Genomic DNA, 26770 nt, shown 5'->3' on the forward strand with positions numbered 1-26770 from the left:
GCCACCACAGCGGCACGCAGGCGAAGCCTAGCGCAGCGCCGAACACCCAACGAATGAACGCTTGAAAAAGTAAATGGCGTTTGGATATTCATGGGCTTAAATGGGTAGGAATAAAAGGCAGGCTAGCGCCCTTCATCAGCGGTGCAACCGCAGGTTGCATCCGGCGCCGAAGTCGCGAACTGCCTAAAATTGTTAGGCCGCACTTGTGCTAGCCACTTGCCGCCTGAAATGGGCAGCCAATGCATGATTTGCGCTCTCAAATGCTTCCTTATGCTTCTGATCCTCCTCCACAGATGTAATCAACGCAGAAATTTCAGCTGAGGAATGAAACTGCGCCAAGATCTCTATCAATTTATTGTCACAGAGGAGATCCTGAAAAAAGCCTCTCGAAGAGACCAACGACCCACCGTATGGCCTGGATTTATATGTGTCTTCGATAATTTTGTAAAAGAATTTCATTCTGCCTAGTTCACGCTCACACAATGCCAAGTAGTTTCTATAGAGCGTTGAATCCTTCTCGAACCGCGATCCTTCAGAATGAATCAACTTAGAACAAAGTTTGTACTGGCCGGAGTGGTACAGCGATTGCATTTTGTAGAGGAAGCGGTCCCGATCTAGTGGGCGATGATTTAGAACCAGCTTCTGCAATTGGCAGAAAAGCTGATAGAGCTCAAAAAAGTTTTTGTAGCGATAACTAATAGAAGGGTCTACAGGACGAAACATCTTCCCGTTGATAGTGGAGCCACACGGTCGCTTTATGTGTCGTTCACCAAAGTCATACACACGAATCTTTTCCCGAATTTTCTCAAGTAAAACAAGTTCTTCAGCAGTGGCGTATGTATGAAAGCTGAGCACTTTGTTTGCAAGTTCGTCGATATCTAATGTCCGGTCTAGGATTTCCTCTCCTACAACGAGAAGCGCATCCTTTACATTTGGATCGTACAGATAAGACTCGTTTAGGCATTTGTTCTGAAGCCCTAGTTTGATGTCATTTTCAGAAAGGTTGCCAGCACGAATTTTTGATTGGAAAAATGACGGGCTGTGCGAGCGATGGCGCATTACTAGATCGAACAAGTAAAAGAGCTGTTTGTACGTGTCAAAAAGCGCAAGCTCTACTATCGGCCTTAGCTTCTTACGACGTTTTTTTTCTGGTAGGTATGAGAACGCCAACCAGAACACAATTGCCGCTACCACTGATAGCAGTATTGGCAGCAAGATGTTGCTTTCCTTTGCCCAAGCATCAAACGACGCAATCCACCCACTTATATGCTCGCAAATGATCTCTATTAGTTCATTCGAGTCCTTCATTTCTGCACCTTGGCTCATATGCGGCCTAACTTGATTTAGACGACAAGCGAAAAAGGCTTGTCGTTCTTATAAAAATTAATCTATTTGCATTTTTTAGAGTGAGCAATCACAAGCCAACTTTTTAGGTAAACCTAAATATTTTGAGATTGCAGTTGGTCTAGACTGGACGAAGGCCAATGTCGAAATGATTGTCTGCTCCTGGCCGGATGCAGTCTGTGACTAATGCATTTATTCACAGAGTATCTAAAGCTTTTTCCCATTCCACGCCCACACCACACGTCCCAGTACGTTCAACTGGTGGTCACCGTTGAGTACATCTACGGTCTTGATGTTGGTGTTGTCAGAGCTGACTTCCATGGCTCCATCCATGCGCACGCGCACACGCTTGATGTAGAGCTGGCCGCGCACCTCGAGCACGTACACGCCTTCTATGCTGGATGGGTCGCGTGAGCCCACGTCTACCAGCAGCACATCACCGCTGCTAAAGGTGGGGGCCATGCTTTCGCCATGGGCGTGGATGAACTTCAGCTCTCGAATATTGCCGGGGCGAATGTGCTGGTTGATCCAGTGCGATGACAGGGCCAGATCGCCCACCACATAGTCTGCATCCAGCATCTCATTGCCGGGGCCCATGCTGCCGCAATTGGCCAGCAGGGGGATGCGAACCAAGTCTTCAGACTCCATCACGGCCTGTGTCTGGTTGATAACTATCGGCGACGTCGAGCCAGCGCTCATTGAACCTTCTCCAGTGAGCAGCCAAGCGGCACGCACACCAATCACAGTTTCAGCAGTCATGGCACCTGCGCGTGAAACGCCGCGTGTCTCCCAGTTCTTCACAGTCTGAGGCGATTCGTTGAGAAGGCGAGCGACTGCCGATTGGCCGGAGACATCTCGCATTTGTTTGGCTGCTTGATAGAGCCGTTCTGTAGAAGCGTGCATGTGTGAAATTTTCTGTTTAGTAAACAAAATGTTGTTAAACGCAATGTTTGACTTTTGTTTAAACCGAATGTTTAATTTGCGCATGCATCAAGACGAAAAGCTTATTACTCGGTTCGGCGGCGTAGTGAAGTTCGCAACGCGCTTGGGCTTTGACCTTAAAAAAGGCGGTGCTCAGCGTGTCCAGAACTGGAAGAGTCGTGGCATTCCCGCTGCTATCGAACGCGATAACCCGTGGATTGCCCAAGAGCGAAGCCTTATACGCAGTAGTACCTACCTGCGCGATGCCCCCTTGCCCCAAGCGACGCAGGAGGTGGCGCATGGGCTGGATTGATCCTCAAAAAGAAAAGGAAGCCTTGGGGTTGCTGATCGCCGGGGGTGTCAGCTCGTTACGTGCGAGAGCCAATCGCGCATGCGGTCAATTGCAATCAGGCGGCTTTCAGGAACGGTCTTGTTCAGCAGCGCTGTCTCCACCGCTTGAAGCCGCTTCAGGCCCGATTCACGGAACTGGTGTTTGTCCATCGTGCTTTCGGCCACTGCAAGCAGCAGCGCAGTCAGCGCATCAATCTGACCGTGGAGGTAATGAATGTCTTCGTTAAGTGGCTTTTCAGTAGACATGGTTGCTCCTTTTTTTGGAATGGTGATGACTGTCAATAAAGCTAGTACGCGTATTTGTGGACAGGTGAAGGTAGGTGTCTATGGGTTCTAACGAGCGTTTTTTCTGGATTGCGTTTTCTGGGGGCATGTTTATGTCCAATGTGGTTGGCGGCCTGCTTCCGAATGCGCTGCACCACTTTTGGCCTGATCGTTTTGACCGGCCCAAAAGCAGCCAGTGCGAGAAAGGTGCACCAGCGCCAAAAGTACCTGCAGCGTTGTTGCGTGAGGTGCCCGTGCCTTCTGCGGCGCAGGAGGTGGCGCATGGCTGATCCACAGAGGCGTGATGGATTGGATGCGCAATCAATAACCGGCGCATTTGCAGGTAACGCCAGCACAACAGCGCGTGCATTGCGGGTGCCTTGCAAGGTGGTCATCAAGGCGGTGCAGTTTGTGACGGCAGAGCGTGACTGGCTGATCAGTCTTTGGGAGGCAGGCGCGATTTGTCGATCGCAGTGCGAGCGGCTTGCGGTGCTGTTGGATTTGTGCCCTCTTGATGCCCATCGCCCTCTACAAGCTGAAGACGTTCGCAAAGCTGCGCAAACACTACCTGCGCACGTGCATCTGCAATCTGGTGAAGTACATAGCGCTATCGCATTCATCGTCATTAACTTGCTGCCCGATGGCCGTGCAAGCATTTCATCAACGTGTGGCGGCAAGCCAGATGCTTCGTATTTCCCGACGGCAGATGCCAGAGTGAGCAAGGAAGTGAATGGATTGCTGGCTGAGTTGCGTGAGCGACTGTGTGGAGTTACTCCGCAGTGATTTTGTACACCTCGTTGAACTCGATTTGCACACTGCGCGGTCCGTCTACAGGGCCACGATCTTTGAATCTGTACAGAGTCAAAGGAGAGTCTGCAGAGCCGAAGTACACGTTGTCGTCGTCTTTGAGGGTGTCTAGAAGCTCTGCGAGTTTTTCTTTGAATTCTGCTCCGCTCATCATTTTTCTTTCGTTCATGTCCGCCCTCCTTGGCGTTGGTTGTGTGAGAGCTCCCATCGTAGCCAAGGCAGGGGCGGGCACCTATTCGAAGATGACGGGCGGCCTGCATGCCGCTTACCCCACCACGATGCGTTGCAGCCTGCGCAGGGCTTGCACTTCCTCAAGCGTGGCACTTTTGGTCATTTGCATTTTTGCGGTGGTCATGTCCAGCCAGGCATTCATGCGGTCAGCGGTGAAGCCTTTGCGTTCGCATTCCAGAATGGTGGCCATTTGGGCGAGGAACTCTTCCAAAGCAGTAACGCGCAGTTTGAGGATGGCGAATTCTTGTGCTGTGGGCGTTGGTGCTTCGTTTTGCATGCTGGCTCCTGAACAGGGGGTGTTGCTGTGACGGGATTGAGTTTCTCTGCCGCGGCTTTTCAGGTCTATGGCGAAAAGCAGCCGCATGCCGACATTGCCCGTGGCATGGATGTGCTGGATGCCGCCTTCCTGATTGCGCAAGAGACACCCGGCGGTGTGCAAGTGCTGGCACAGCGCATGGGTGTGTCGCCCAACACGTTGCAGCACAAGCTCAACCCCAACAACACAACGCACCACCTGTCTCTGAAAGAAGCGGTGGCCTTGCAGATGGTGTCTGGCCTGCCGTATGTGCTGTTTGCCATGTCGGCCGCGCTGGACCATGTTTGCCTGCGCTCTCGCCCGGATGTGGCGGAGGGTGATGCCTGGGAGGCATTCCGCTTTTTGCAGCAGGCGATGGGTGAGTTAACTGCGGCGGCTGCCGATGCGTTGCGCGGCAACGGTGCCGTAAGTGGCAATGCACACCGCCGTGTTGAGCATCACGCCAATGAGGCGATTGCCGGCATCAGTGCGCTGGTGGCCGCCGTTGCGGCCCGTGTGCCCAGGCGGGAGGGCTGATATGCACATTCAAATTAGCGCCCAGGTGATGAACCAGGCCGAACTGCTGAAGCAGTTGCACGGCCTGACTGGCCAGCAGGCCGCACGGGCCTACGCCAAAGCGCTGAACGATGTGGGCTTTGAAGTGCGCCGTGCCATGCAGGACGAGATGCGGGCGGTGTTTGACCGGCCCACCAGCTACATCTTGCGCAGCCCGCGTGTGCGCATGGCCAAGCCAGACAAGCTGAGCGTGACGATCGAGCCCGCCTACATGGGCGGCAAGGGCGTTGACCCGCAAAAGATTCTGAATGCTCAGGCCTGGGGTGGCCGCCGCCATGACAAGCGCAGTGAGGTGGCCCTGCGCCGTGCAGGCATCTTGCCCACGGGATATCAGACGGCCATTCCTGATGAAAAGCGGGGCGGTCCGTACCCCGGCAGCGATGACGGCAGGGGCAATCTGCGTGGCGCATTTTTGGTGCAGCTGATCAGCTACTTCCGGGCGTTTGGTGAGCAGGGCTACAAGGCCAACATGAGCGCCAAGGGCTACCAGCGCGTGCACCGAGGCACCAAACGGCAGGCAGGGCGGCGCTACTTTGTGGCGTATGGCGCGCTGCGTGGTGGGCCACGCATCACCAAAAAAGGCGATGCAGATGAGCGCACCGCCCACCTGCAGCCGGGCATCTGGGGCGTAAGTGGCACGGGCGGCGCAGATCTGCGACCGGTGCTGCTGTTTGTGAAGGCTGGCACGTACCAGCCCCGGCTGGACATGGACAAGGTGGCCCAACGGGCCGATGCCGAGGCGTATCTGGCCCGGCGCATTCGTTATCGCCTGCGTGAGGTTGCTGGCGTGTAGCCAGTGCGTGCGCAGATATCAAAGGAGATCAAGCATGTATCACAACCCCACCGTGACCGGGCATGACACCAGCGCAGAAGCCTTTGCCGCCATGGGCAACGAAGGGCGCCGCCGCCTGAACGAGCGGCTGTATGAGTCGCTGCGCCATGCCCACCAGTACGGCACGCGTGACATGAGCCGCCGTGAGCTGCGTGGCTACCACCACCAGCAGACAGGCGAGTGGCTGGAGCTGTCCAGCGTGGCCAGCACGGTCAACGCCTTGCTGGCCGCAGGCAAGCTGGAAGAGGGCGAGGCACGCATGTGCAGTCAGTCCAGCCGACAGCGGCTAGTGATGCCTGTGCGCTGCAAGGCGCGACAGGTGCGTCTGGACTGATATCGAAAGCGTTATATGAGCACCATCATCATGTCCACCTGTTGGCCGCTGCAGGGTATGTCGCCCTCGCAAAAGGCCGTTCTGATATCGCTGGCTGATCAGGCGAATGACGACGGCGTTTGCTGGCCCGGTATTGGCACGATTGCCAGGCGCACCTGCCTGTCGGAGCGTGCAGTGCAAGAGGCACTGTCGTGGCTGCAGAAAGTAGGGCTGGTTTACCGCGAATACCGCTTGAACTCCAGCACCAGTTACACCATTACGCCGGGGCGTTTTGATCCGGCAAAAGCACCCGTTGCCCGCAGCCGTTTAAAGGCAGGTGGTGCAGATGGCGCACCCCCCGCAGATAGCGCACCCCCCGCACAAGGCGCACCAGGGGGTGAACCAGGCGCACCTGTACCCCCGCAGGAGGCGCACCCCAGGGGTGCGCCAAGCGCACCCAAATCATCATTGAACCGTAATAGGAACCATCAAAGAACCGCCATCTGCGCGGGCGGCGAGCGCGAGGCTTTGCCAGAACCGCATGAACTGCCTCAACCGGGGGCCGGTGGCAGCCATGCGCTGGCAGGCACGGTGTGCCAGCTGCTCAAGCGGATGGGCATGGGCTTGGTCAACCCGGGCAATGCAAAGCTGAACGCGCTGCTCAACGCCGGGGTCTCGGTCGGGCAGATCGAGGACGCTGCCCGCAAGGCGCTGGACAAGGGCAAAACCTTCACCTACGCCTTGGCGATCGTGGAGCGCGAAGAGCGCGATGCCCGAGACCTGGGCAAGCAGCTGGAGCTGCAGCGGGTTGACCAGCAGGCGGGCACAGAAACCTTCGCCCAGCGTGCGGCGCGGCTTCGCATGGAAGAGATTGCGCCCATGGCGGCCCGCAAAGTGCCCGGTGCGGTCAGCGCTTTTGAGCGTGCTCAGGCGTTCATGAACGGCGGCGATGTGACCGATGTCACGCCCGTTCAGCAGCGGATTGGGGGTTGAGCATGGCTGTCGAATCGTTTCCCGAGGTGATCGATGCCATCTTTGCCAAGCTGGCCGTGCGCTACGGCGCATTGTGGCTGCGCCAGTGGGATGGCATCGACATGAACTTGGTCAAAAGCGACTGGGGCAGCGAGCTGGTGGGCTTTGGCGAAAACCTTGAACCACTGCGCTACGCCTTGCGCCATCTGCCTGAGCGTGCACCCAACGTGATCCAGTTCCGTGCCATTGCCAACCAGTGCCCGCTGCCCGAGTTCAAGCAACTGCCCGCTCCAGCGGCTGACCCCGCCGTGGTGGCTGAGCAGCTGGCAAAGCAGACCGAGATCCGCAAGGCCATCACCCCTCGTGAGGACAGCAAAGAGTGGGCACGCCGCCTGGTGGCTCGGCTGAACAACGGCGACAACAGCATCTCGCGCTATGCCGCCATGTCCGCCCGCATGGCGCTGGGCATGGAGGCCAAGCCGTGATGGGCACCGACTGCATCCACCGACCAGCGTGCCGCAGTGGTCGCGGGTCCTTCCCAGCCAGCCTGAGAGCGGGTAATTCGAACCGCGTGTTCGGACTGTTGTGTGATGTTCCTAAGGGGGTTAAGTGAAGGTTCTGCCTTATCTGGATGCTCCTATTTCGCAAGCAGAGTTTGCAGAAATGATTGGCGTCAGCGAGGCCCGTATCAGCCAGCTGGTGAGCGACAGCGTGCTCACCCGGGGCGAAACGGCCCACGCCTGGCTCATCGCCTACTGCGAGCGTTTGCGCGACCAGGCGGCTGGCCGCTCTGGGCTGGGTGGCGCAGATCTGGTGCTGGAGCGTGCGCTGCTCACCCGCTCGCAGCGCGAAGCGCAGGACATGAAAAACGCTGTCGCCCGTGGGCAGTTCGCGCCGGTCGGCATCTTGGCTGATGTGCTGGGCGCGGCCAGCTCGGCAGTGGTTGACCGCATGGACCAGGTAGAGCCCCAGCTGCGCAAGTCCTGCCCGCAGTTGCCGATCGAGGCCATGACCACCGTCAAGCGCGTTATGGGCGATGCCCGCAATGAATGGATCCGCGTTACCTCCAAGCTGGTGAGCGACCAGATCGATGCCATGGCACTGACCGGTGATGACGAAGATGCAGAGCCTGATATCGAGGATGACGCATGAGCCGCCGCCTTGCCAAAGAAGCCGTGGCTGGCATCAAAGCTGCCGTTGACTTGGGCTTGTCCAGCCTCAGCGCTGATTCACCCATGACCCTGTCTGAATGGGCCGCCCAGCACTTTCTGCTGGCCGGGGAATCTAGCCACCAAAAGGGCGGCTGGGTGGCGTGGCCGTTTCAGGTGGGCATTCTGGATTTCATGAGCGATGACCGCATTGAAGAGCTGGCCGTTAAAAAGTCCAAGCGCGTGGGCTACTCCAAGATGATCACCGCCTTTGTTTGCTACAACATTGCGCACCGCCGCCGCAAACAGGCGCTGTGCAGCCCACCGATGACGACCGCGACAGCTTCGTCAAGTCAGAGATTGAGCCGCTGCTTGACCCCAAAGACGGAGTGCCCGCCGTCATTGCCGCCCGCAAGCGCAGCAGTCGCATTGAAGAAACCATCAAGTACAAAGCCTTTCGCGACAGCGTGCTGCACCTGCTGGGTGGCAAGGCCGCCCGGGCCTACCGCCGTATTACCGTGGCCGTTGCCATTCTGGATGAGTGGACTGCCTTTGACCAAACCGTGGGCGCCAGCAAAGACAAAACCTCTGGCTCGCCCGGTAGCTTGGCCAAGGGCCGGCTGGAAGGCGCCCCGTACCCCAAGTTTGTGGGCGGCAGCACGCCCGGCATCAAAGGTTTCTGCCACGTCAGCCGCGCGTGTGAAGACGCTGACGACGAAGTCACCTACCTCATCGAATGCCCGCACTGTGATATCGAGCACGCCCTGACATGGGGTGGCCCCGAGGTGCTGCACGGTTTCAAGTGGGAGGCGGGCCAGCCCGACACCGTCTGCCACATCTGCCCGCATTGCCGCCAAGCCATCACCCAGGCCGACTACATGCCCGGCGGCTGGCCGTTGACTGGCGCATGGGTCTGCCGCAAATCTGGCAAACGCTTTGGCGCAGACCAGACATGGCGTGATGCCCGCGGCCAGCCCTGCGCGCCACCGCGCACGCTGGGCGTACACGTGTGGGCCGCGTACAGCCCCCAGCGACCATGGTCATCCATCGTGGATGAGTATGAAAAAGCCAGCCGCGCCTTGGTAGAAGGCGACGCCGGGCCCATGACCACCTTCACCAATGAAACACTGGGCGAGGCCTGGGAGTTGAAAGGCGAGGGCGCAGACCAGCACGTACTGCAAGCACGGGCAGAACCCTACGCCCTGCACACCGTGCCCGTTGGCGGTCTCATGCTCTTTGCCGGGGTAGACGTGCAGACGCGTTTTGCGGGTTCTTGACGGGTGGTAACGCCTCTGCGTCTAGCGCGAGCAACGCCAGTGTGTACGGCAATGTGTTTGACAACGAGCCAGCAACCACGCGCTCGGTGATGCGGCGTGCCAACGGCCTTGGGTCCTCGCAAACATGTGAGCGCACAGCTTACGGTGCAACGATCAGCGGAAACAACGGTGCGTTCGGCCTAGCCCCTGCTGGCGTCAACAATGGTCTGTTCCTGGCTCCCATTGTTGTCTCCGATGGAGGGACCCTGGCGGGTAACGGCCCACGCGGGGAGCTGCCCGGTGCACTGTGCAGCATTCAGAGTGGAGTGCCTGGTGTGGTGGGCCTTGGTATCGGACAGATCAGCGGCACGGGCGTTTACGCGGGCAAAACGTTGCTGCGCCTGCAGGTGGTGACCAGGATCGACGGCAGCACTGCGCAGCAAGGTACCGGCTTCATCGACATCACCGGCCCCTGGCGCGAGGCCTAGCCATGGCAAGCACCACATGGCAGATTCGCGGGGTGGATACGCTGGGTCAAGATCTGGTATTGAGCCGGATTGTCCCTTGGGGCGCGCTGGGAGCGATCACGCCCACAGCCATCTCCAGTACGTTTGCGCCGATCTCTGGAGCGCTGGCTAACCTTGCTGTGGACAGCAGCGCTCAGTGTGTATTCGCTGGAGTTGACGTTCAAAAACCTGGCTTTGCCATTGAGTTCACCTTTGCGCAAGAGGTTGACGTGTGGGGCTTCAGGTTTGCTGGCCCTAGCGCCAGTACATGGCCTGTCCAGCATGCCGTGGCAACTGGTGTGCTCTCTGCCTCCTTGAAGCGCGTGCAGTGGTTATCTGACGGAGTGCTGAGCCCGGCACCCTCGAAAGCACTGGTCTTCACTAACGAAGCGGGCCTGTGGCTAGAGCAGCCTGCAGCAGGTAGCCAAAACTGGTTTGGCTGCGCTGCGTCGGCAGATGGCGCGACGCTGTTCGCAACACCCTATGGAAGTACCACCTGGTTGTCCAGAGATGGAGGCTTGACGTGGGCGGCGCAAACAGCGGCAGGCTCTCGCAATTGGCGCGGCTGCGCAGTCTCTGCAGATGGAATGACTTTGCTGACTGTAGCTGTGGGTGGTAGCCCTTGGTTGTCCAAAGATGGCGGTCAGACCTGGATTGCACAAACTGCCGCCGTTGGAGCCGATTGGATGGCCTGCGCAGTGTCTGCAGACGGTAAAACATTGATTGCTACGGCATACGGCACAACTCCTTGGTTGTCGAAAGACGCTGGCCAGACATGGGTAGCGCAATCTGCAATGGGTTCGCGCAACTGGTTTGGTTGTGCAATCTCTGCAGATGGAAAGACACTGCTCTGCGCAGCACAAGGCCATTACCTGTGGTTGTCCAAAGACGCAGGTGCTACATGGGACACACAAAACGCAGCGGGTTCACGATTTTGGCGAGGGTGCGCGGTGTCAGCGGATGGGTTGACGTTTTTTGCAGTTGACTCCAATGGCACGCCATGGTTGACCATAGACGCAGGCTCTTCATGGAGTGCACAAACTGTGGCAGGAACCCGCAATTGGTATAGCTGCTCGGTCTCTGCAGATGGTCGCACGTTGCTTGCTGCGTCAGAATCAGGTGCACCCCTTTGGTTGTCGAAAGACAAAGGGGCGACATGGTCTATGCAGTCCTCGCTGGGCTCAGGCGTTTGGGTGGGTGCTGCAGTGTCCGCAGACGGCCTGATGCTGATGACTGGCAAGTACGGCGGCGGTTTGTATCTATCGATGGATGGTGATCGGATCTACACCAGCTTTCCCGTGCAAGGTGGTGTGGCCCATGGTGTTCTGTTTGCCACTGGTACTGCACTGCAAGCGCAAGGGCGAACCTCGACAACGTGCCTTGATGCGCGGCCATTTAACGATTTTGAATTTGGGGGCAATGGGCAGATCTACGGCACGGTAGAGCGCCAAGTAACCCCCGCCAACGTGCCCCTGCGTCGGCGCGTGCGTCTGCACCGCAGCCGGGACGGCATGCTGGTGCGCGAAACCTGGAGTCATACAGATGGCAGCTATGCGTTTACGCACATCAGCCTGAACTATGAGTACGACGTGATCGCGTGGGACCATGACATGTCCTATCGCTCTGTCATCGCCAACAACCTCAAGCCGGAGGTCATGCCATGACAGCCCCTGCAGTCAACGAATGGCGTGTCGCATCTGCGCTGGTGCTTGCCCAGCTTGAAGCCACGCTGGTCCGGCTGGATGCTGGCACTGGCAACGCCAAAATTAACCTCTACAAGAGTGTGCGTCAGGATGCAGTGGGGGCAGGTATTGCCCCCATGGCTGAGATCGTGCTGGCCAAGCCTAGCGGAACAGTCTCTGAAAACGGTCTGCTGGAGCTGATTGCGCAGTCTGCGAGCGGCGTTATGGTGCTGGAAAGTGGCATTCCCCGATGGGGAGAGCTGGTTGCGGCCGATGGCACGGTGCTTACTGATGGTGGTGTCACGGACGTAGGCCATGACGGCTGCTTTCAAGTGGCAGGCGGGCAAACGCCTGAGGGTGACAATTCCCCCATGTTCTACGGCGGTGGTCTGATCACCCTGGCTGGTACAGCGTTGGGGTAATGTATGGCCAGCACGCCCCTTGTCTTCAACCAGTCAAACCACAGCGCGGGCAATCCCGTGCCGCTGGTGTTTGGAGCAGATGGCGGTGCACCGCCCCAGCAGCAATACATGGTCAGGGCTGTGGGTCGTATCACCCTTGGTATGCGTGGTGCCGTGCGTCTGGCCACTGTGCAGCGTTTGGTGGCGGTTGGCCGCATCACCGGCCTGCGCGGCACCGTTGCCATGGTCTGGAATGTCAATGTCAGCCGCCCCAGCGTGGCACAGATCACTGACAGCACCCAGCAAGCCCAGCCTTTGCGCGCAGCCGTGCAGGGTGTGTGGCAACAATCGCAGCGCACGCACAACGCGGTCGCGCAGATCTGGCAAGACGCGCAGCACGTATCCCAGCAAGTGCGCAGTCTGTGGCAGCAGGCGCAGCCACTGCGCGGCATGGGGCAGGACACCATGCAGAACGCAGCCCCCGTGCGTGCTGCTACCACCAGTAACTACCAGCAAGCCCTGCGGTTGCACACCGCTGTGCGCACTGCCATGCAAGACGCCTTGGCCCTGCGTGCAGCCACGCTGGCGGGGTTTGAACAAGCCCAGCGCCTGCGCGCCGCCCTACAAAACCGCATGCAGCAGGGCATGCCCACCGCAGGCCACTGGCTCACAAGCTTTAGCTACGGCTTGCCGGTGCGTATTGACTTGCAAGGCCGCTACCAAGAGACCACCAAACCCGGCCCCGGTGTTTGGCTGTGGCCTCTGCAACCGCCCAAGCCCCAGCCGTGCTACGTGCCCGGCTTGCCTGCAGCGCTGGTGTTTGACCAGGCATACGCCCCCGGTCTGCCCGCTGCGCTGGTGTTTCGCTGCCCCTGCAAAACGCCAGACCCACAACCCAGCCCGCACTACGTCATCCCCTTACTGCCTGCCTATATGCAAGTTCACCAACTCACGGCACATTTGCTGCCCAGCATGGAACCCGTGGTTCTGACCGATGTGGCCCTGGCCGCTGACGACGATGGCTACGGCTGGAGCCTCATGGCCAACGGCCCAGAACATCTGATGGACCAGTTGGCCCCTGTAGCAGGCCTGCCCACCCGCGTGCAGGTCGTGCTCAATGGCATGGCCTTTGTGTTTGCCATCACCAGCACTGCCCGCAGCCGCAGTTTTGCGCGCCACCGTGTGGCGGTGCAGGGCGTCAGCGTCACTGCCATGCTGGGCACGCCCTACATGCCGCAGCAAAGCTGGCTGAGCAGTGCACCGGCCACCGCCCAGCAACTGGCCGTGCAGGCGTTGGAATTTACCGGGGTAGGGTTGGACTGGCAGATTGCCGACTGGCTGGTGCCCGCAGGGGCGTGGAGCTTTCAGGGCACCCCACTGCAGGCCGTGCTGCGCGTGGCAGAAAGCGTGGGCGCGGTCGTGCGCAGCCATCCCACGGCAGAGCAGCTCATCATTGCGCCGCGCTACCCCGTGCTGCCGTGGCAGTGGGCAGATGCCGTGCCTGATGTGCAAATGCCCGCCGCCGTCATCGCCACCGACGAACTGCGGCCCGAGCCACGGGCCGACTACAACGCCATATATGTGACAGGCGGCAGCGTGGGCGGCGTACAGGGCCACGTCGTGCGCAGCGCAAGCGCCCGCAACCAGCTGGCTCCTAGCGTGCAAGACGACCTCATCACCCATGCAGACGCCGCCCGCATGCGCGGCCAGTGGGCGCTGGCAGCCAGTGGCAACAAGCTGCTGCACACCATCAGCATGCCCGTGCTCACCGGCGGCACCAACCCCGGCATCGTGCGCCCCGGCCAACTGCTGGAGGTAGCAGACACCGACGGCACATGGCGTGGCCTGGTGCGCGGCGTCAACGTCAGTGCCGCACTGCCCAAGGTGCGCCAGCAACTCACTGTTGAAAGGGTGGCCGCATGAGCACCAATCTCTACAAACGCCTCAAGGCACTGCTGCCAGAGGCCCCTGTGCTCACCGGAACCGTCACCGTGCTGTACGCCGATGGCACTGCAGAAGTCACGCAAGACGGCGGCCATGGCTTGCTGCGCGCCCGCAACCCCTTGCTGCTGGCCAGCGGTACGCGTGCCTATGTAAAGGGTGGCGCTATCACAGGGCCAGCGCCTGATCTGCCTTACGTACTGATTGAAGTCTGAACACCACCAACAACCACATAAATCAGAAAGAGAGGGCGCGCATGGATGAGTGGGGAAACGAGCTGCCGGTGATGGAACGGGAGCAAATCAATCATCGATTCGATAAAGGGAGTGAGCGGATGGCTGCTATTGAGCGGGGAGTAAACGACGCTAACCGTGGACTGGGTGAGAACAACGCAGAGCTGGCAAAGACGCGGCAGGAGCTGCATGAGCTCAAGCAGCAACTGGCTGACTTTCTGGAGTTCTTCGTGGCTATGAAAGGAGCCATCAAGGTATTTAACTGGGTGGGTAAGTTGGCCAAGCCCATGACGGCGATTGTCGCTTTGGGGGCGGCGTGCATCACGGCGTGGAGCGCCTGGAGGGGGCTGCGATGAGTAAAGTGCCTGCAATCTTGCGCAATAAGCTGATGCAGATGGCCATTGGTTTTGCCGCTGGTACTAGCGCATATATGTCAGTGCAAGCACCCAGCCATGAGGTACAGCTGGCGATGGAGCTGGGCGCGCACTACGAAAGCAGTGGCCGTCACATTGGTGTGCCTTATGTGGACAAGCTGGGTAAGGGGCAGCCCCTGACGGTCTGTAACGGAGTCACTGGTCCAGAGGTGCAAAAGGGCCAGTACTACACAAAAGAAGACTGCCAACGGTTGGAGCTGCCCAAGTACCTGGCTGCAGAAAAAGCTGCCAAACGCATCTTCAAACACTGGGGGCAGTACAACGTGTGGGTGCGCGCCAGCTTCATCGACATGATCTACAACCTGGGCGAGCCTGCCGTGGCTGTCAGCTCGATGGTCCGGCTGGCTAATGCCGGTGACCTGCTGGGTGCCTGCGCGCAAATGCCGCGGTGGGTGCGCGGCACTGTGAACGGCCAGAGTGTGTCCCTACCTGGTCTGATTGATCGACGCGCCACCACGCAAGAGCTTTGCCGTGACTGGGGGCGTGATGGCCACTTTACAGCCGTGCTGGTGTCGGAAGGGGGGCTCAATGCTCGCTGATCGACTGCCAAAACTCTGGCTGTGGCTGGGTGTGGCTGCCTTAGGGGCTGCTGGTGGCTGGGTGGCCAACGGCTGGAGACTGGGCCAAGACATTGCGCAAATCAAGCTGACCCATACCCAAGAGCAGGCAGCACGCGATGCGGGCACCTTTGCTGTGGCCCAGGCCATCACTACCAACTACCAAGGGGCACTCAATGCATCCATTCAAGAACAAGGGCGCCTGGCTGGCGCTGCTGCTGTTGCCACTCGCAATGCTGGCCGGCTGCGCGAGCAGCTCACTGAAGCCGACAAGCGAATTGCCACGGCTTCCGCCGCCGCCGTCAGAGAGTACGCCGCAACCGCAAATCAGCTACTCGGACAGTGCAGCCAGCGATACACAGAGCTGGCTGCAAAAGCTGATGGACACGCCCTTGATGCAAGAGTCTGCAGGGCAGCTTGGCCAGTGAATTGACCGTCATAAACATACGGGAAAACAAAAAACTACCAACATGAATCGCTGTGATCCAGTTCAGCGCAGAGCAGTTAGGCGGTAGTTTGAATCATTTCTTTTTGATTGAGGAATCCACTGCGCCTTCTAGATCAAAAGCATGCTGATGCATTGCTCAAGCCTGCTGCGCTGCCGCCGAGTGCACCAGCAATTGAGCCTAGTGTTGCACCCACAAGCACACCCATCGGGCCAGACACTGCAGCACCAATCACCGCTCCTGCAGCCAGGCCGACCAGAGCCCCGCCGATGACAAACGTGGAAGACTTCTCACGACGTGTTTCACTGGGTGACATACCAAGTTGAGCATTCGGATCTGGGTCTTGCGACGGAACCCCATGACCAGGCAATGCCTGTTCATCAATATCAGGGTCTGTTTTTCTTTCGCTAAAGTTCGGATTGTGGTCGGTTGTCATGACTGCTCCTTAGGCAAATTCCCAAAGCTTGATTGGCTTCTGGATATTTGTTTTAACTCCTTGTACTGGTTTAGAACGCGGTCTATCCAGCCAGATGAACGTCAGCTAACAACCCCTTTACTTTTCACGACAAATAAAAAGCCCGCATATTGCGGGCTTTGGCATTAAAAAATTAACCTGTTAACGCTGCTCTCAGCGAGCACGGAAAGAAAAACCTGCAGAGAGTCGATTTAATTTTGCATCAATCAAACAAAGCCTCATATGCTCTGGTGACTTGTCTATCATGATGGACAAAAGTATTTGTGAACCTTCAGACTTGAGCTTATTTATGCGTGCTTGCGTTAGCATGTCTTTGTGGGATTTGTATTCCATAAGTCAACCTTTCATCAATGCAACGATTTCGCGCACCGATCTATTGACGATAGATCAAAAAAAGAAGATCAAGAAAATAGTTGCAAAAAATAACAAATGCCAAATTAAAATTTCACGTATTGAAGAAAAATTATTGCTTGCGAAGGTCTTTTGACTTATGCCGCTTGAACTGAGGGCCTTTTATCCACTTTCCATTCAAGGCTGTTACTTACGTATTCATACAACGCAGGTATGCATTAAGCCTCATTGTGAAGACGTGGAAGCCGATTTGGTCTTCCACTAACTCTCAGGAGAAATTGCAATGACACAATCTAACCAACCAGGCCAAAACAACCCTAGCCAAAAACCCGGCCAGGCTGAGCAATCAGCCCCAAACAAGCCGCAGCCAGGGCAGACCCCAAACAAGGAACAGGACAACAAGCCAAAGCAACCCAGCTAACGCTTGCTCCTCTTTCAGGTAACTGATTCGTTTACCAGTTTGGAATGTAGTAACGGAACCCGCGCATAGCGGGTTTTTATATTTTTGAGTTTTTAACTGATTTAGGGGTGATGGATTTTTTTGAAAATTAAAAATAAAAGAAAAAAGATCTGAGAAATATTTATTTAAGAGGCTTTGCTTTTAGCTATGCGATGGCAAGAAATCCAACATCAGGATCAACGCATACACAGTTACGGCCAGAATCTTTGGCTTTGTACAAAAGTTTGTCACCTTGACCGAGTGATTCCTGCAAGTTTCCTTCAAATTTTAAAACGGTAACTCCAAAGCTGATTGTTAACGGCTTGCCGGCTGGCAATCCAGCGGCGTTTGCACTGACCTGTTCACGAATGCGAGCTGCGACTTGTTTTGCGCGTTCTATATCTGAATTTACAAGTAAAAGTACAAACTCTTCACCTCCGAAACGCGCCACTAAATCTTTATTTCGCACGTTGTTCATCATCGCCAGCGAGACATTTTGTAAAACCATGTCGCCGCACTCATGTCCCCAGCTGTCATTGATGCTTTTAAAATGATCTATGTCGCCAACAAGCAGAGAAATAGGCTGTAAACGCCGGTCTCTGATCAAAGACTCAGCAGCCTCATTAAATGAACGTCGATTTAGTAACCCTGTCAGCGGATCATGATCTCGTTCATCGCTCAACTTGTTCACGGCTCCTTTTACAGCGCAGCCTAATAGCAAGAAAGTGAAAAACAAGCTGAAGGCCATGGAACTCATTGTTGTCACAATCCAATATTGGGAGTACACATAGTTATTGAGTTCAGCATAGCCAATCGCGTGGACGATAGCGGGCCTTGAAAGGGTGTAAAAACAAAACAGCAAATAGGCTGAGTACAAAGCAATTTCTAGATGTTCGTGCTTTCGTAGTTGGCGCAAAATTGCAGGTGCTGGAAGCACTTGTATCAGCCCCAGAGCCATGCTCAGCACATGAACGCTAGCAACAATATCGTCTTTAATCAGGCTGAAGTACCCAAGCATGACCAACGCCGTCAAACCAATCGCTGCGCCTAGGCGAGGGTGTGATGAGACGCTATATATGGAGCCCATAGCCAAGGCTCCAAACCATGCACCGCACAAATAACCCAGTCCTGTAAGCACACTCCACGTAGCGACCTGAATTTGATCAAGAGTTGTCTGAAATATCAGTGCTGACCCCATACATGCCAGCGCACAACCCATCCACAACAGGTAGCGTTGATCGCGTTTTAAACGCCAGACAATAAAAAGTGCTGCACTCAACATCACGATGACTGCTGGCGCTACTAGCAAGTAGGTCTGGACATTGTTCACAGCCATGGTGAGTCCTTCGCAAGCAAAGCCTGCTTTCTGACAAGAACCCGCAGGGGTTACAAACCAGCCATGAGCAATACACCTTCACATGTGAATCAAGATCGCGGCAGTTTTAGAAAGCTCAGTTTATATATGTGATGCGTTAAAGCCACATAACTAAGTTCATGAATCCGGCATTTCCTGATGAGCGGTTATTTTTTGGCGTACATACATGTAAAAAATGGCCGAAATTCTTTACTACTGCCAATAGTTTTTGTGTGTAAATCCGCAGTCATATGCAGGCGTGAAAGAGTTTTCCTCCTCTTGGATTTGATGCGTACGCCTGCGCCAAGGATGTAAGAGATTGAGTTAAAACGGTTTTTAAGTTCAAAACGGCGTACTGTCTGTACAGGTTGGTCGCTCCCGATCTGCCTAGACCGGAGGCAAATATGCACATCCCATCCCAACCTGTTACCTACACCGAAACACCGCAAACACGATTGCAAGACATCGACAGTCATACAACTTCAGATGATGACTATGAACTAGATCCGAACTGGCACGTTAAGACGGTTCTAGTGGATCCAAGTAAAGCGCCAACAGTACGGGTAAAAAAGGCCCGGCGTTTGCAGCCTGCTCGCAGTGCTGAGCAGGACTACTGAAGGGCAAAGCCGTGATGCTTGTGCCGACATCATCAGCTACAGCGCTGCGATGTATACAGGCACAGGCCTTTAGCCGTGGCACCTGCCGCATCACTGGGTGTGCGTATGCACAGTGACTTAGTGCTGGCAGCTAAAGACACCCGCGTGCTTGGTGGGTGTGCGCCATGCTTGGGGCAACCTTAGCCAGAACCGCACCAGGGCATTTCATGGGAGAGTAGAAATCTGTGCGGGGATTTTTGACTTGCGGCACGCATATCGTGCGCTACATGCGTATTGCGCGCTTGCATTCTTATAGGTAAAGCGTGATCGCGTACAGTCCGCACGCCGCTTTTAATCCGCTGGTCGCGAGTGCGAATCTCGCAGGGCCCACCAAAGATTACAGCCCCGTGTAGCAATACACGGGGCTTTTTCTTGCTCCCAATAGTAAAGCAATCCGGCTCACTGAATAAGCCCCGCTGTTCTGCAATTCACCTGAGTAGCTTCACCTTTTGCCCGATCTTGTGCCGGATGTAATGGGCTGTCAGCCCCTCAGTGGTATGCCCCAACAGTGCCTGGGCTTCGCGGATTCCAACGGCTTCATCAAGGGCGGTCGTGGCAGTGGCTCGCAGATCGCGGAACTGAAACTACGCCTTTGGAATTCCTGCCGCTTCTCTGGCTGCATCAAAACGGTCGCGCAGTTGCAGTATCGACTCCACCAAGCCTGTGGTTTGCCTGAGCGGCAAGCCAAACAAGTTTTTAAGGGTCAAACAAAACTGGATGGCAGCATCGCCTTGGGCTTCGCCCGGCTTTGCCGCTGGTAGCGGCAAACCAGACCATGCGCTTGTCCAACTAAATTGATTGTGATCCACGGGCCTTGAGGGCTGCGTTGTACTGCTTTTCCAGTTTGTGGTTCGGTAGCGAGGTTTGTTGGGAGGACTCATGCCGCAAGCCGTAGGCTAGCGGCACAGCGATTTATGCAACAACGCCTGCTGAAGGATGAGTAAGGTAAAGCTGCAGACTCTCAGCCTGGAGTGCAGGTGCTGGACATCCGATGCTGGTCGCAAGCCAAAGGCCGCAAATGAAGCTGCTGTGCTGGAGGTTTGGAGCTCAGATCAAACAAAAAAACTCGCATTGATTCAACGAAATGCGAGTCTTTTTGGAGTGCTGTAGGTCAAAAAACACCAAATAGCATCAGTAGCAAAACAACCGAAATGGGTACGCCGAGTAGCCAGAGCAAAATGGGCATGTGAACTCCTAGTAGCCAGGTCAAATCCTGGGATGGTTCCACCTTATCTTGGGTATGCGCGGTGCGTTGTGCGTTGAAGGGGTACATCGCCGTAAGGGGTAACCTACCGCTTGTCGGACTTTCAACATAAAAGCAGCCACCAATCTCAATGCTTAGCCACCTTATGGTGGTTTTTCCATTTACGGCCCAGTCATGGCAACTCATCCGGCAAGGCTGCCAACACTTAAGCCTAGATTGCTGGTGCTTGAAACCAGGCGCGTGCCAACGATGCAGGCTGGAAGTTGGCGCACAGAGGGAATGACCAGCACCCAGCGTAGCTACGGCTACAAGTGGCAGCAAGCCGGGCTAGACTTTCTTCATGAGCATCCACTGTGCGTGATGTGCGATGCAGAAGCTAGGGTAGAGGTCGGCACAATGGTCGACCACAAGATTCCACACCACGGTGAGCAGAAGTTGTTCTGGCGCCGAAGCAATTGGCAGCCGTTATCTCGCTACTCACCACGCACGAAACAAGCAGCGCGAAGAGGCGATGTAGGGCTTATGAGCTAATGATCTGGCGTATTTGAGCCAGGCTGAACTCTAGGCCCTCATCCTTGAAGTCTTGAAAGATGTGCTCGCCTTTAGTGAGTAAGCCATCAATCTTTGCGACCTCCGCTTCTTGGAGTGCATAGACGGTGATGAACGGTTCGCTGGCATCCTGATCGCTTTTCACAAACTCGGAGTTTTCTGCGTACAAAGCTTTGATTGCGGCCTTTGGGCCGTTGGCTTCATCCATCCACTGCAGAAGTCCAGGGCCAGTGTCGAATATTGCGTAGTGCATTGCATCCTCCGTGGTTCGCTGAACTTCATCATAGATGAGCAGCATTGCCATTACCGGAAAGACGCAGGCGGGGGCCAAAGTCTGTAGGGCTTGCTCCTCTAGACCGCCCTGTACCGCATGCGCAAAAAAATCCCCCCTGTTTGTTTTATTTCTGGGGGCAGAAATCAAAGAAATCAAACATTCAAAAAGTGATGTCGGACATGCCACGTGGCGGTTCCCGTCCGGGGGCAGGGCGTAAGCTTGGGGCTCTTTGACGGTGTGGCTGGTTAAGCGCATGTGCTTGTTTGCTGCTGCAAGAGTCAAACGTGGGGAACCCGGTGCATGACGTGGCTTCTGTGTATGGGCGCAAAAAAGCCCGCACAGTGGCGGGCTTAGGGTGTCGGGGCTGAGTTAGTAGCTTGGCGTGTGCTTAGTGCCGAGCAGCCTGAACGCTAATGGCTGCGGCTCTGGGGAAACGTTTCATGGCATCTTCCAGCGCAGCGAAAGTGCTGGGGAACAGAGCCGTGTAGTACGCCCCTGCCACTTTGATGATGCATAGCCTCATTGATGTCTCCTTGTGCTTATCCAGTTACTTTCAGTTTATCGACCATTTTGTATCAAACTGAAACAAAAAAATGTAAAACTGAGAGGTGCTTACTGCTGCGCCGAGGTGGAGGTGGGTGAGTGATGTTGCCCGCCAGCAGCTTTCTGGCTGCTATTTCAATTCCTTAGGCGAAAAAAAACCCACCAGATGGTGGGTTTGGAATAAAAGGCCGGTGCCTTGCGGCGTGCTATGGGATTGCATAAGAGGGAGGGAGGAGGTGCCCGTAGCCCGGCTTGAAACTTGTAAAGCTTGCGCTTGCTGTTGATAGATAGAGCCGATTGGCAAAAGTTCAATCAGGTTTTTGTACTTTCTTCGCTGGGTGGCTGTGTAAAGTCTGTTGGCAGCGGGAAAGTGCGCTGCGTTTTGGCCCATTCCAGTTGCCTGGGAAAGAACTGCCGCCTGTTCTCAATCCCTGTGGCTTTTTTCAATGCATGCGGGGGGCAGGGGTAAGGCAGGCCGGTTGTAGATCTTTGCAGGCTGGTGGTGCCCACGAACCGGAGTGTTGAACATGTCATCACCTTTGAAAAACGTGTCGGTGCAAGACATAGCAACCACCATTGCACAAGCAAGTAAACACTGTCAGTGAGCAGGCTTGAGTGAGGAGGTCAGTGGGTTGAGGTTCGAACCAAATGCTGTCCGCGTGGATCTGGCTTTGTTGGCAGGGGTGAAGCGCTATAAAGCCGCCGGCTTGCCTTTCTGACTGAACTGCTACGCAGTTCCGCAACCCCTTGCGCAAAGGCGCTTGGACTTTCTCTCTACTGTCGTGCAGAGGGCAATGCTACTTGCGCTGTGGGCTTCACTGTTGTTGGCAACCCGGTTTGCCTCAGCCTTTGATCGTGTAAGCACTTTGGCAACAGGAGATGGCGGGACGCTGCGCGGAGTCCCTAGCTTGACGGGAGGCCTTATGGAGCCGCACCGAAAGCAGCTTGTGAAAAGCCGAGGGGCAAGCGTCCAGTCAATGCCGTGGTGCCCAGAGCGGGAGCACTTTGCCACCTTGCCACCTTGCCACCTTGCCACCTTGCCACCTTGCCACCTTGCCACCTTGCCACCTTGCCACCTTGCCGCACGCTGTGGAGCGGATTGCTTGCCTTAGGTCTTTCGCCGTTGGTACTGCCAAGGACGCATTAAAAATATGCATCAAGTTGAGCGTAGTGGTTGCATCTGACAGATGCTTCTATGGGTTTGGGCTACAACTTGCCCAGGAGGTGCCGCCATGCAACTGAACCACAAAGAACCCCGCAAAGAGCAGGAGCCCAAGCCTGAGCCAATTGATCCCCCCAGCGATGCACCGCCAGTAGAGCTGCCAGGAGAACCCGTGGATGAGCCAAATATTTAGTGCACAACAAAGCCCGCACGAGGCGGGCTTTGGTTTGCAATTCAGTCTTGCACTCGTACGCTAGGCTGCATTAACTTTTAATCCCATCCCTGCTTATTGCGTCGCAAGTATGGCGTAATTGAGGCCAGCGCTAGTATGGCCAGTATGAACCCAATCCACATTGGAGAACTCAAGCCATAACCTGAAACTATTGCTACCCCACCCAGATAGGAGCCACCACCAAGACCAATATTAATAATTGAAGTGTGTACGGAGTTAACCATTGGGCCAGGATGCGCCACGCTGACAATTCTTGCCATCATTGCGGGGTTCATGGGAACGCCGGTCAAGCCTATCAATATTATTGAGATAATCGCAATAGATTTGTACTCGGCAAACAATGCCATAACTAGCAATGAGGCGCTAAGAATCGTTAAACCAACTACCATAATTGCTAAGCTATGTGCATGTGCTAAGCGCCCAGTTATAATATTTCCCACGATATTGGATAAACCAAAAATCATAAGAATAAATGGTATATCTTTCATGCTGAACCCAGTTACATCAACCAGGACTGGTACGAAATAACTAAATGCAGCAAAACTGGCGCCGAGGATAAGGCAACTGGTCAAACATGCTTTCCAGTAGGCTGCGTTTTTAAAAGCTTTTAACTCATCTTCCATCTTTAATTCCCCACCACTACTGGTGATGGTTGGTAATAGACGTTTTAAAGCAAGTAGACAGATAAAAACCAAAACAGCAACTAAACCAAAAGTTATTTGCCAGCCCCAGCGTTGGTCAATGATGGTTGCAAGTGGTACGCCAAACACGTTGGATATCATGAAGCCACCAATAACTACTGATGCTGCACGAGGACGTTTTTCGGGTGAAACCATTGCCATGCTTGTTGCCAGCGAAAGACTTAAGCAGCCAGCGCACAGAACACCAGTAAAAATACGAATAAAAACTAAAACCGAATAGCTAGAGACAAAGGCACTTAAGCCTTGTGCGACGACATATAAAGTTAATAGTAAAAGCAATACTTTGCGATATGGTACCTTAAACTTTAAAAAAAAGTAGGTTAATACTGGACCACCTAGCATTACACCAAATGCATAATATGATATTAAATGCCCCACCTCACCCACTGTGATGCCGAAGGCCTCAGATAAAGTAGACGTCATGCCGGCCACCATTAACTCTGCTGTGCCAATTGAAAAAATTGCCAGCCCCAAAATATACACTGCTAACGGCATACCCGTACCACATCCTTTTTATTTTAACGATCGTTACAAAAATATTTAATAAAAAATTTCGATTGAAATATTTTTAGAAATTAATCAAGATGCCATTGACGACATCTTCAAGAGTATCTCTGTCTGAAATATTTTTACTTAGCACGCGCAAACCGTAATAGCCAGCCAAAAACCCCCTGGCCATCACTGTGGCAGAGGCTTTGGTGCTTAGTTCGCCATTTTTTTGGCCTTCGGTGAACACTGTAAATAGTGTTTTTTCTAAGCGCTGTCGATATTCCAGATTCAGGCTGGCAACTGCCTGATCTTTGCTGCCCATCTCCAATGCAGAAAACAAAACCATGGCGGCATGCTGTTCCGATTGAGAGAGATCTTCCGAAATTCCCCATAGTAAAAGAGATCGCAACCGATCCTTTACTAATCCGCACTGCCTGAGAATTCCTAATTGCGCCGACATAGTTTGCTCGTGGCTGCGCAGCAAAGCTTGTTCGTATAAGGCCTGCTTGCTACCAAAAGCGTTGTACAAACTGCCTCTGCCTAATCCTGTGCTTTCGCATAAATTCTGGGCTGAGGTGCCGGCATAGCCATTGACGCTAAAAACCGCCACGGCGGCATCAATAACCCCTTCATCATCAAACTGTCTTGGGCGGCCAGGTTGATTGGTTTTTTCAGTATTCATTAAGAATTGACAGGGGTTTGACTTTGGTCAAATCATGTATTGTAGTTGTTTTTTGAACGATCAGTCAAATTCAGGCCTGAGCTTTTACTCAAATCGTACTTGCCCTGATGAAGGATGGTTTCAAGGCTCATTACGACCTGTGGCGGATTTCTGGGTGAGGAGCTTTGGGTTTCTCAGGTCATAGCTTTTGCCACTCCATGCCAGCGCCACACGTATCAGTGCACGAAGCTGATGGTCGCCATTGAGTACACATCCACAGTGTTGATGTTGTCAGAGCTGGCTTCCGTTGGTAGAGCGTCATTGACACAGGCCGCTGGACCGTGGGCCTGGGTGGCCGCCTGCTGCTGCGCAGCGGTGTTGAGCTGGGGGTGGAGTACACCACCAACATTGACCAGAGCAGTGCCTACGTGGGCAGCCTGCGACTGGGCCTGCGCGTGCCGTTCTAAAACGGCTGGCGCTCAATGCAAGCCCCCTGCCGGTGCAAGCTGGCAGGGGGCTTTTAATAATAAACTCGCTTAAAAATTGAGCCAACTTGCAGTGAACAGACTGCAGAGTACTTCGTTCAGACTACTTTTTTCTCACTTCGGAGCCTCATTGCAAGCCAATCAGTATTTCGCTCTCGTCGTACCTTTGTGCGGCGTCTTATTGGGAGCTGCTTTGGTCGGTTGCTGGGCTGTATTGAGAAGGCACAAGTATTTGATCTGGCTGGCCGCTGCTTACATCTTGCCAGCGTTTGCCATTGCGGTGCAGAGTATGCAGACCAACCAGCAGTTGGCTCAGACTTCTGTGGTGTTAGGGTGCTTTTACCTGTTTGGCCTGTGGGCCATTGCACAGGGGATGGCACAGAGATCGGGGGGCAGTGCCTATCCGAAAATTGCGCTACTGATCAGCTTGGTAGCTTTAGTGGGGCTGTATTACTTTTCTCAGGTGGTTGACGATCTCCACGTGAGAATGCTGATACTCAACATTGCAATGGCATTGCTGGTGCTCCTGGGTGTAGCGGCTGTGTACAGAGGCCAAAAGTCCGCGGACTTGTTTGAACGCATATTGCGAGGCTCGTACTTGTGCTTTGTGGCCTATTCGTTGATTCGGCCACTCGTCATAGCTATAGCTATTGAACAGGGGCCATCGGTGGAGCTTACGCAGTCACCAATGTGGCTGCTGATGCTGGCGGCCAATTTGCTGTTGAGCCTTTGGTTCATTGGTGTCTTGCTGGTGGTGACCTTCAGGGAAGTTTTGCTTACGCTGAAGAAAGAGCGTGACCTTGATTCGTTGACCCATCTTTTGAATCGGCGTGCTTTTTTTGAACAGGCACCGGTGCGCATTCAGCGCTCCAGAAATGGCTTGTGGGCCTTGCTGATCTGCGATGTGGACCACTTCAAGCAGATCAATGACACCTTGGGGCATGCTGCGGGTGATGAGGTGCTCAGGTCTGTGGCCAAGGTGCTGTTGCGCAATACTCGGCATACGGACCTTGTTGTGAGGCTGGGAGGAGAAGAGTTCGTTGTGCTGCTCAATTGCGACAGCCTGCAATGTGCCTGTGTGGCGGCAGAGCGCATGCGTGAGCAGTTTGCCGAGGTGCGGCTTGCTATGGGCCAAAAGCTGACCGCCAGCTTTGGCGTAGTGGTGATTGAATCGGCGCAGCAACTGCAATCAGCGATCAATCAAGCAGATGCCTTGCTGTATTTAGCCAAAAAAACAGGCCGCAACAAAGTGGTGAGTGCCCCGGTTGCCGATGAGCCAGCAGGCCAGCTCGTCTCGGCGTGATCCATTTGATTCAGCCCAGAGAGCTTGGTTTGCCCGCTTGCTTTAGCGCTGTTTGCGTTCAGCTGCATCAGTGCCTTGCAGCCTGACTTTGCACAGACTTGGCTGTGTGCCGCAAGCGGTGCTTGTGTTGCCGTCAAAGGTGCCTGTGATGGGGCTGACAAGGGCGGCAGCTCTTGTGGCAATAAGTTCCTAGAGGGCGCATGTGGCTTTGGATCTAAAACTTGAAATATTCCCACTCAACGATGCAAACCCGCATGGGTGCTTGATTGTGATGCGGGCTTTTAATCCGTTGTTCGCGAGCTCGAATCTTGCTGGGCCCATCAAAGATTACAGCCCCTTGTAGCAATACGCGGGGCTGTTTTTTACTCTGAGTTGAGCGGTT

Annotated in this window: 31 protein-coding genes and 2 pseudogenes; 22 read left to right on the forward strand and 11 right to left on the reverse strand. The window is 55.0% G+C overall.

The window, feature by feature from the left end; genetic code table 11:
- Positions 1-192: 192 nt before the first annotated feature.
- Both H9646_RS13635 and H9646_RS13640 read right to left on the reverse strand, forming a co-directional pair.
- The gene (locus tag H9646_RS13635; RefSeq protein WP_191723908.1) at positions 193-1326 is read right to left on the reverse strand and encodes a hypothetical protein; all 1134 of its coding nucleotides are present in this window, start codon (positions 1324-1326) and stop codon (positions 193-195) included.
- Positions 1327-1551: 225 nt separating this feature from the next.
- The gene (locus H9646_RS13640) at positions 1552-2247 is read right to left on the reverse strand and encodes a LexA family transcriptional regulator (protein WP_191723910.1); all 696 of its coding nucleotides are present in this window, start codon (positions 2245-2247) and stop codon (positions 1552-1554) included.
- Positions 2248-2329: 82 nt separating this feature from the next.
- Here H9646_RS13640 and H9646_RS13645 point away from each other — a divergent pair, with 82 nt between their 5' ends.
- Positions 2330-2578, forward strand: coding sequence for a hypothetical protein (locus H9646_RS13645; RefSeq protein ID WP_191723912.1), 249 nt, complete (start codon positions 2330-2332; stop codon positions 2576-2578).
- Positions 2579-2625: 47 nt separating this feature from the next.
- On the opposite strand, the gene H9646_RS13650 is transcribed toward H9646_RS13645, so the two are convergent.
- Complete coding sequence (locus H9646_RS13650; RefSeq protein WP_191723914.1) at positions 2626-2862, reverse strand: hypothetical protein; 237 nt, start codon at positions 2860-2862, stop codon at positions 2626-2628.
- An 80-nt stretch (positions 2863-2942) separates the two neighbouring features.
- Between H9646_RS13650 and H9646_RS13655 the strand changes: the two genes are divergently transcribed.
- Both H9646_RS13655 and H9646_RS13660 read left to right on the forward strand, forming a co-directional pair.
- Positions 2943-3170, forward strand: a complete 228-nt coding sequence (locus H9646_RS13655) for a hypothetical protein (RefSeq protein ID WP_191723916.1) — start codon at positions 2943-2945, stop codon at positions 3168-3170.
- On the forward strand, positions 3163-3663 hold the full coding sequence (locus tag H9646_RS13660) for a hypothetical protein (protein ID WP_191723917.1): 501 nt from the start codon (positions 3163-3165) through the stop codon (positions 3661-3663). Before H9646_RS13655 ends, H9646_RS13660 begins: the two co-directional genes overlap by 8 nt.
- Here the strand turns inward: H9646_RS13660 and H9646_RS13665 are convergent.
- On the reverse strand, positions 3650-3856 hold the full coding sequence (locus H9646_RS13665) for a hypothetical protein (RefSeq protein ID WP_191723918.1): 207 nt from the start codon (positions 3854-3856) through the stop codon (positions 3650-3652). The genes H9646_RS13660 and H9646_RS13665 overlap by 14 nt on opposite strands.
- A gap of 96 nt (positions 3857-3952) precedes the next feature.
- On the reverse strand, positions 3953-4195 hold the full coding sequence (locus H9646_RS13670; protein WP_191723919.1) for a hypothetical protein: 243 nt from the start codon (positions 4193-4195) through the stop codon (positions 3953-3955).
- A 27-nt stretch (positions 4196-4222) separates the two neighbouring features.
- On the opposite strand from H9646_RS13670, the gene H9646_RS13675 reads away from it, so the two are divergent.
- The 16 genes and pseudogenes from H9646_RS13675 (at position 4223) to H9646_RS13745 (ending at position 15497) form a co-directional block, all read left to right on the forward strand.
- Positions 4223-4750, forward strand: a complete 528-nt coding sequence (locus tag H9646_RS13675; protein ID WP_191723920.1) for a phage regulatory CII family protein — start codon at positions 4223-4225, stop codon at positions 4748-4750.
- Between the two features lies 1 nt (position 4751).
- Positions 4752-5582, forward strand: a complete 831-nt coding sequence (locus H9646_RS13680; protein WP_225214198.1) for a hypothetical protein — start codon at positions 4752-4754, stop codon at positions 5580-5582.
- A 34-nt stretch (positions 5583-5616) separates the two neighbouring features.
- Positions 5617-5955 carry a hypothetical protein gene (locus H9646_RS13685; protein ID WP_191723921.1) on the forward strand — a complete coding sequence of 113 codons (339 nt, stop codon included), beginning with the start codon at positions 5617-5619 and terminating at the stop codon, positions 5953-5955.
- A 30-nt stretch (positions 5956-5985) separates the two neighbouring features.
- Positions 5986-6927 (forward strand): helix-turn-helix domain-containing protein, encoded by a 942-nt coding sequence (locus tag H9646_RS18480; RefSeq protein ID WP_225214199.1) that lies wholly within the window; start codon positions 5986-5988, stop codon positions 6925-6927.
- Positions 6928-6929: 2 nt separating this feature from the next.
- On the forward strand, positions 6930-7391 hold the full coding sequence (locus H9646_RS13695; protein WP_191723922.1) for a hypothetical protein: 462 nt from the start codon (positions 6930-6932) through the stop codon (positions 7389-7391).
- Positions 7392-7515: 124 nt separating this feature from the next.
- A complete protein-coding gene (locus H9646_RS13700) occupies positions 7516-8058 on the forward strand; it encodes a hypothetical protein (RefSeq protein WP_318244925.1) in 543 nt (180 codons plus the stop codon).
- A 191-nt stretch (positions 8059-8249) separates the two neighbouring features.
- Positions 8250-8878: pseudogene (locus tag H9646_RS18650) on the forward strand (phage terminase large subunit family protein); the annotation flags it as partial.
- A 54-nt stretch (positions 8879-8932) separates the two neighbouring features.
- Positions 8933-9331 carry a terminase gpA endonuclease subunit gene (locus tag H9646_RS18655; protein ID WP_318244927.1) on the forward strand — a complete coding sequence of 133 codons (399 nt, stop codon included), beginning with the start codon at positions 8933-8935 and terminating at the stop codon, positions 9329-9331.
- Positions 9328-9798 carry a hypothetical protein gene (locus tag H9646_RS13710; RefSeq protein ID WP_191723923.1) on the forward strand — a complete coding sequence of 157 codons (471 nt, stop codon included), beginning with the start codon at positions 9328-9330 and terminating at the stop codon, positions 9796-9798. Before H9646_RS18655 ends, H9646_RS13710 begins: the two co-directional genes overlap by 4 nt.
- Positions 9799-9800: 2 nt before the next feature.
- Positions 9801-11480 carry a WD40/YVTN/BNR-like repeat-containing protein gene (locus H9646_RS13715; protein ID WP_191723924.1) on the forward strand — a complete coding sequence of 560 codons (1680 nt, stop codon included), beginning with the start codon at positions 9801-9803 and terminating at the stop codon, positions 11478-11480.
- Entirely contained in the window at positions 11477-11920 is a 444-nt protein-coding gene (locus tag H9646_RS13720; protein WP_191723925.1) for a hypothetical protein, read from the forward strand. The genes H9646_RS13715 and H9646_RS13720 overlap by 4 nt, the downstream gene beginning before the upstream one ends.
- Before the next feature lie 3 nt (positions 11921-11923).
- Positions 11924-13822 carry a hypothetical protein gene (locus H9646_RS13725; protein WP_191723926.1) on the forward strand — a complete coding sequence of 633 codons (1899 nt, stop codon included), beginning with the start codon at positions 11924-11926 and terminating at the stop codon, positions 13820-13822.
- Positions 13819-14055: a hypothetical protein gene (locus H9646_RS13730; protein WP_191723927.1), complete on the forward strand. Its 237-nt coding sequence runs from the start codon at positions 13819-13821 to the stop codon at positions 14053-14055. Before H9646_RS13725 ends, H9646_RS13730 begins: the two co-directional genes overlap by 4 nt.
- Before the next feature lie 41 nt (positions 14056-14096).
- Positions 14097-14429: a hypothetical protein gene (locus H9646_RS13735; protein ID WP_191723928.1), complete on the forward strand. Its 333-nt coding sequence runs from the start codon at positions 14097-14099 to the stop codon at positions 14427-14429.
- On the forward strand, positions 14426-15046 hold the full coding sequence (locus tag H9646_RS13740; RefSeq protein WP_225214200.1) for a lysozyme: 621 nt from the start codon (positions 14426-14428) through the stop codon (positions 15044-15046). The genes H9646_RS13735 and H9646_RS13740 overlap by 4 nt, the downstream gene beginning before the upstream one ends.
- Positions 15036-15497, forward strand: coding sequence for a hypothetical protein (locus H9646_RS13745; protein ID WP_191723929.1), 462 nt, complete (start codon positions 15036-15038; stop codon positions 15495-15497). Before H9646_RS13740 ends, H9646_RS13745 begins: the two co-directional genes overlap by 11 nt.
- Before the next feature lie 128 nt (positions 15498-15625).
- Here the strand turns inward: H9646_RS13745 and H9646_RS13750 are convergent, their stop codons facing one another.
- From H9646_RS13750 to H9646_RS13765, 4 genes and pseudogenes are all read right to left on the reverse strand, one after another.
- A complete protein-coding gene (locus H9646_RS13750; RefSeq protein WP_191723930.1) occupies positions 15626-15946 on the reverse strand; it encodes a bacteriocin in 321 nt (106 codons plus the stop codon).
- A 995-nt stretch (positions 15947-16941) separates the two neighbouring features.
- Positions 16942-18111: a GGDEF domain-containing protein gene (locus H9646_RS13755; protein WP_191723931.1), complete on the reverse strand. Its 1170-nt coding sequence runs from the start codon at positions 18109-18111 to the stop codon at positions 16942-16944.
- A gap of 1309 nt (positions 18112-19420) precedes the next feature.
- A pseudogene (locus H9646_RS13760) lies at positions 19421-19666 on the reverse strand (transposase); the annotation flags it as partial.
- A gap of 843 nt (positions 19667-20509) precedes the next feature.
- Positions 20510-21067, reverse strand: coding sequence for a hypothetical protein (locus H9646_RS13765; protein WP_191723932.1), 558 nt, complete (start codon positions 21065-21067; stop codon positions 20510-20512).
- A gap of 1520 nt (positions 21068-22587) precedes the next feature.
- Between H9646_RS13765 and H9646_RS18575 the strand changes: the two genes are divergently transcribed.
- Entirely contained in the window at positions 22588-22710 is a 123-nt protein-coding gene (locus tag H9646_RS18575; protein WP_255501862.1) for a hypothetical protein, read from the forward strand.
- A 77-nt stretch (positions 22711-22787) separates the two neighbouring features.
- Here the strand turns inward: H9646_RS18575 and H9646_RS13770 are convergent, their stop codons facing one another.
- Both H9646_RS13770 and H9646_RS13775 read right to left on the reverse strand, forming a co-directional pair.
- Positions 22788-23945: an MFS transporter gene (locus H9646_RS13770; protein ID WP_191723933.1), complete on the reverse strand. Its 1158-nt coding sequence runs from the start codon at positions 23943-23945 to the stop codon at positions 22788-22790.
- A 73-nt stretch (positions 23946-24018) separates the two neighbouring features.
- A complete protein-coding gene (locus H9646_RS13775) occupies positions 24019-24621 on the reverse strand; it encodes a TetR/AcrR family transcriptional regulator (protein ID WP_191723934.1) in 603 nt (200 codons plus the stop codon).
- A 320-nt stretch (positions 24622-24941) separates the two neighbouring features.
- Here H9646_RS13775 and H9646_RS18580 point away from each other — a divergent pair, with 320 nt between their 5' ends.
- Positions 24942-25067 (forward strand): hypothetical protein, encoded by a 126-nt coding sequence (locus H9646_RS18580; RefSeq protein WP_263598954.1) that lies wholly within the window; start codon positions 24942-24944, stop codon positions 25065-25067.
- A gap of 250 nt (positions 25068-25317) precedes the next feature.
- Positions 25318-26388, forward strand: a complete 1071-nt coding sequence (locus tag H9646_RS13780) for a GGDEF domain-containing protein (RefSeq protein WP_191723935.1) — start codon at positions 25318-25320, stop codon at positions 26386-26388.
- Positions 26389-26770: the final 382 nt, after the last annotated feature.

The organism is Comamonas avium, from assembly GCF_014836675.1.
GTDB lineage: Bacteria > Pseudomonadota > Gammaproteobacteria > Burkholderiales > Burkholderiaceae_C > Comamonas > Comamonas avium.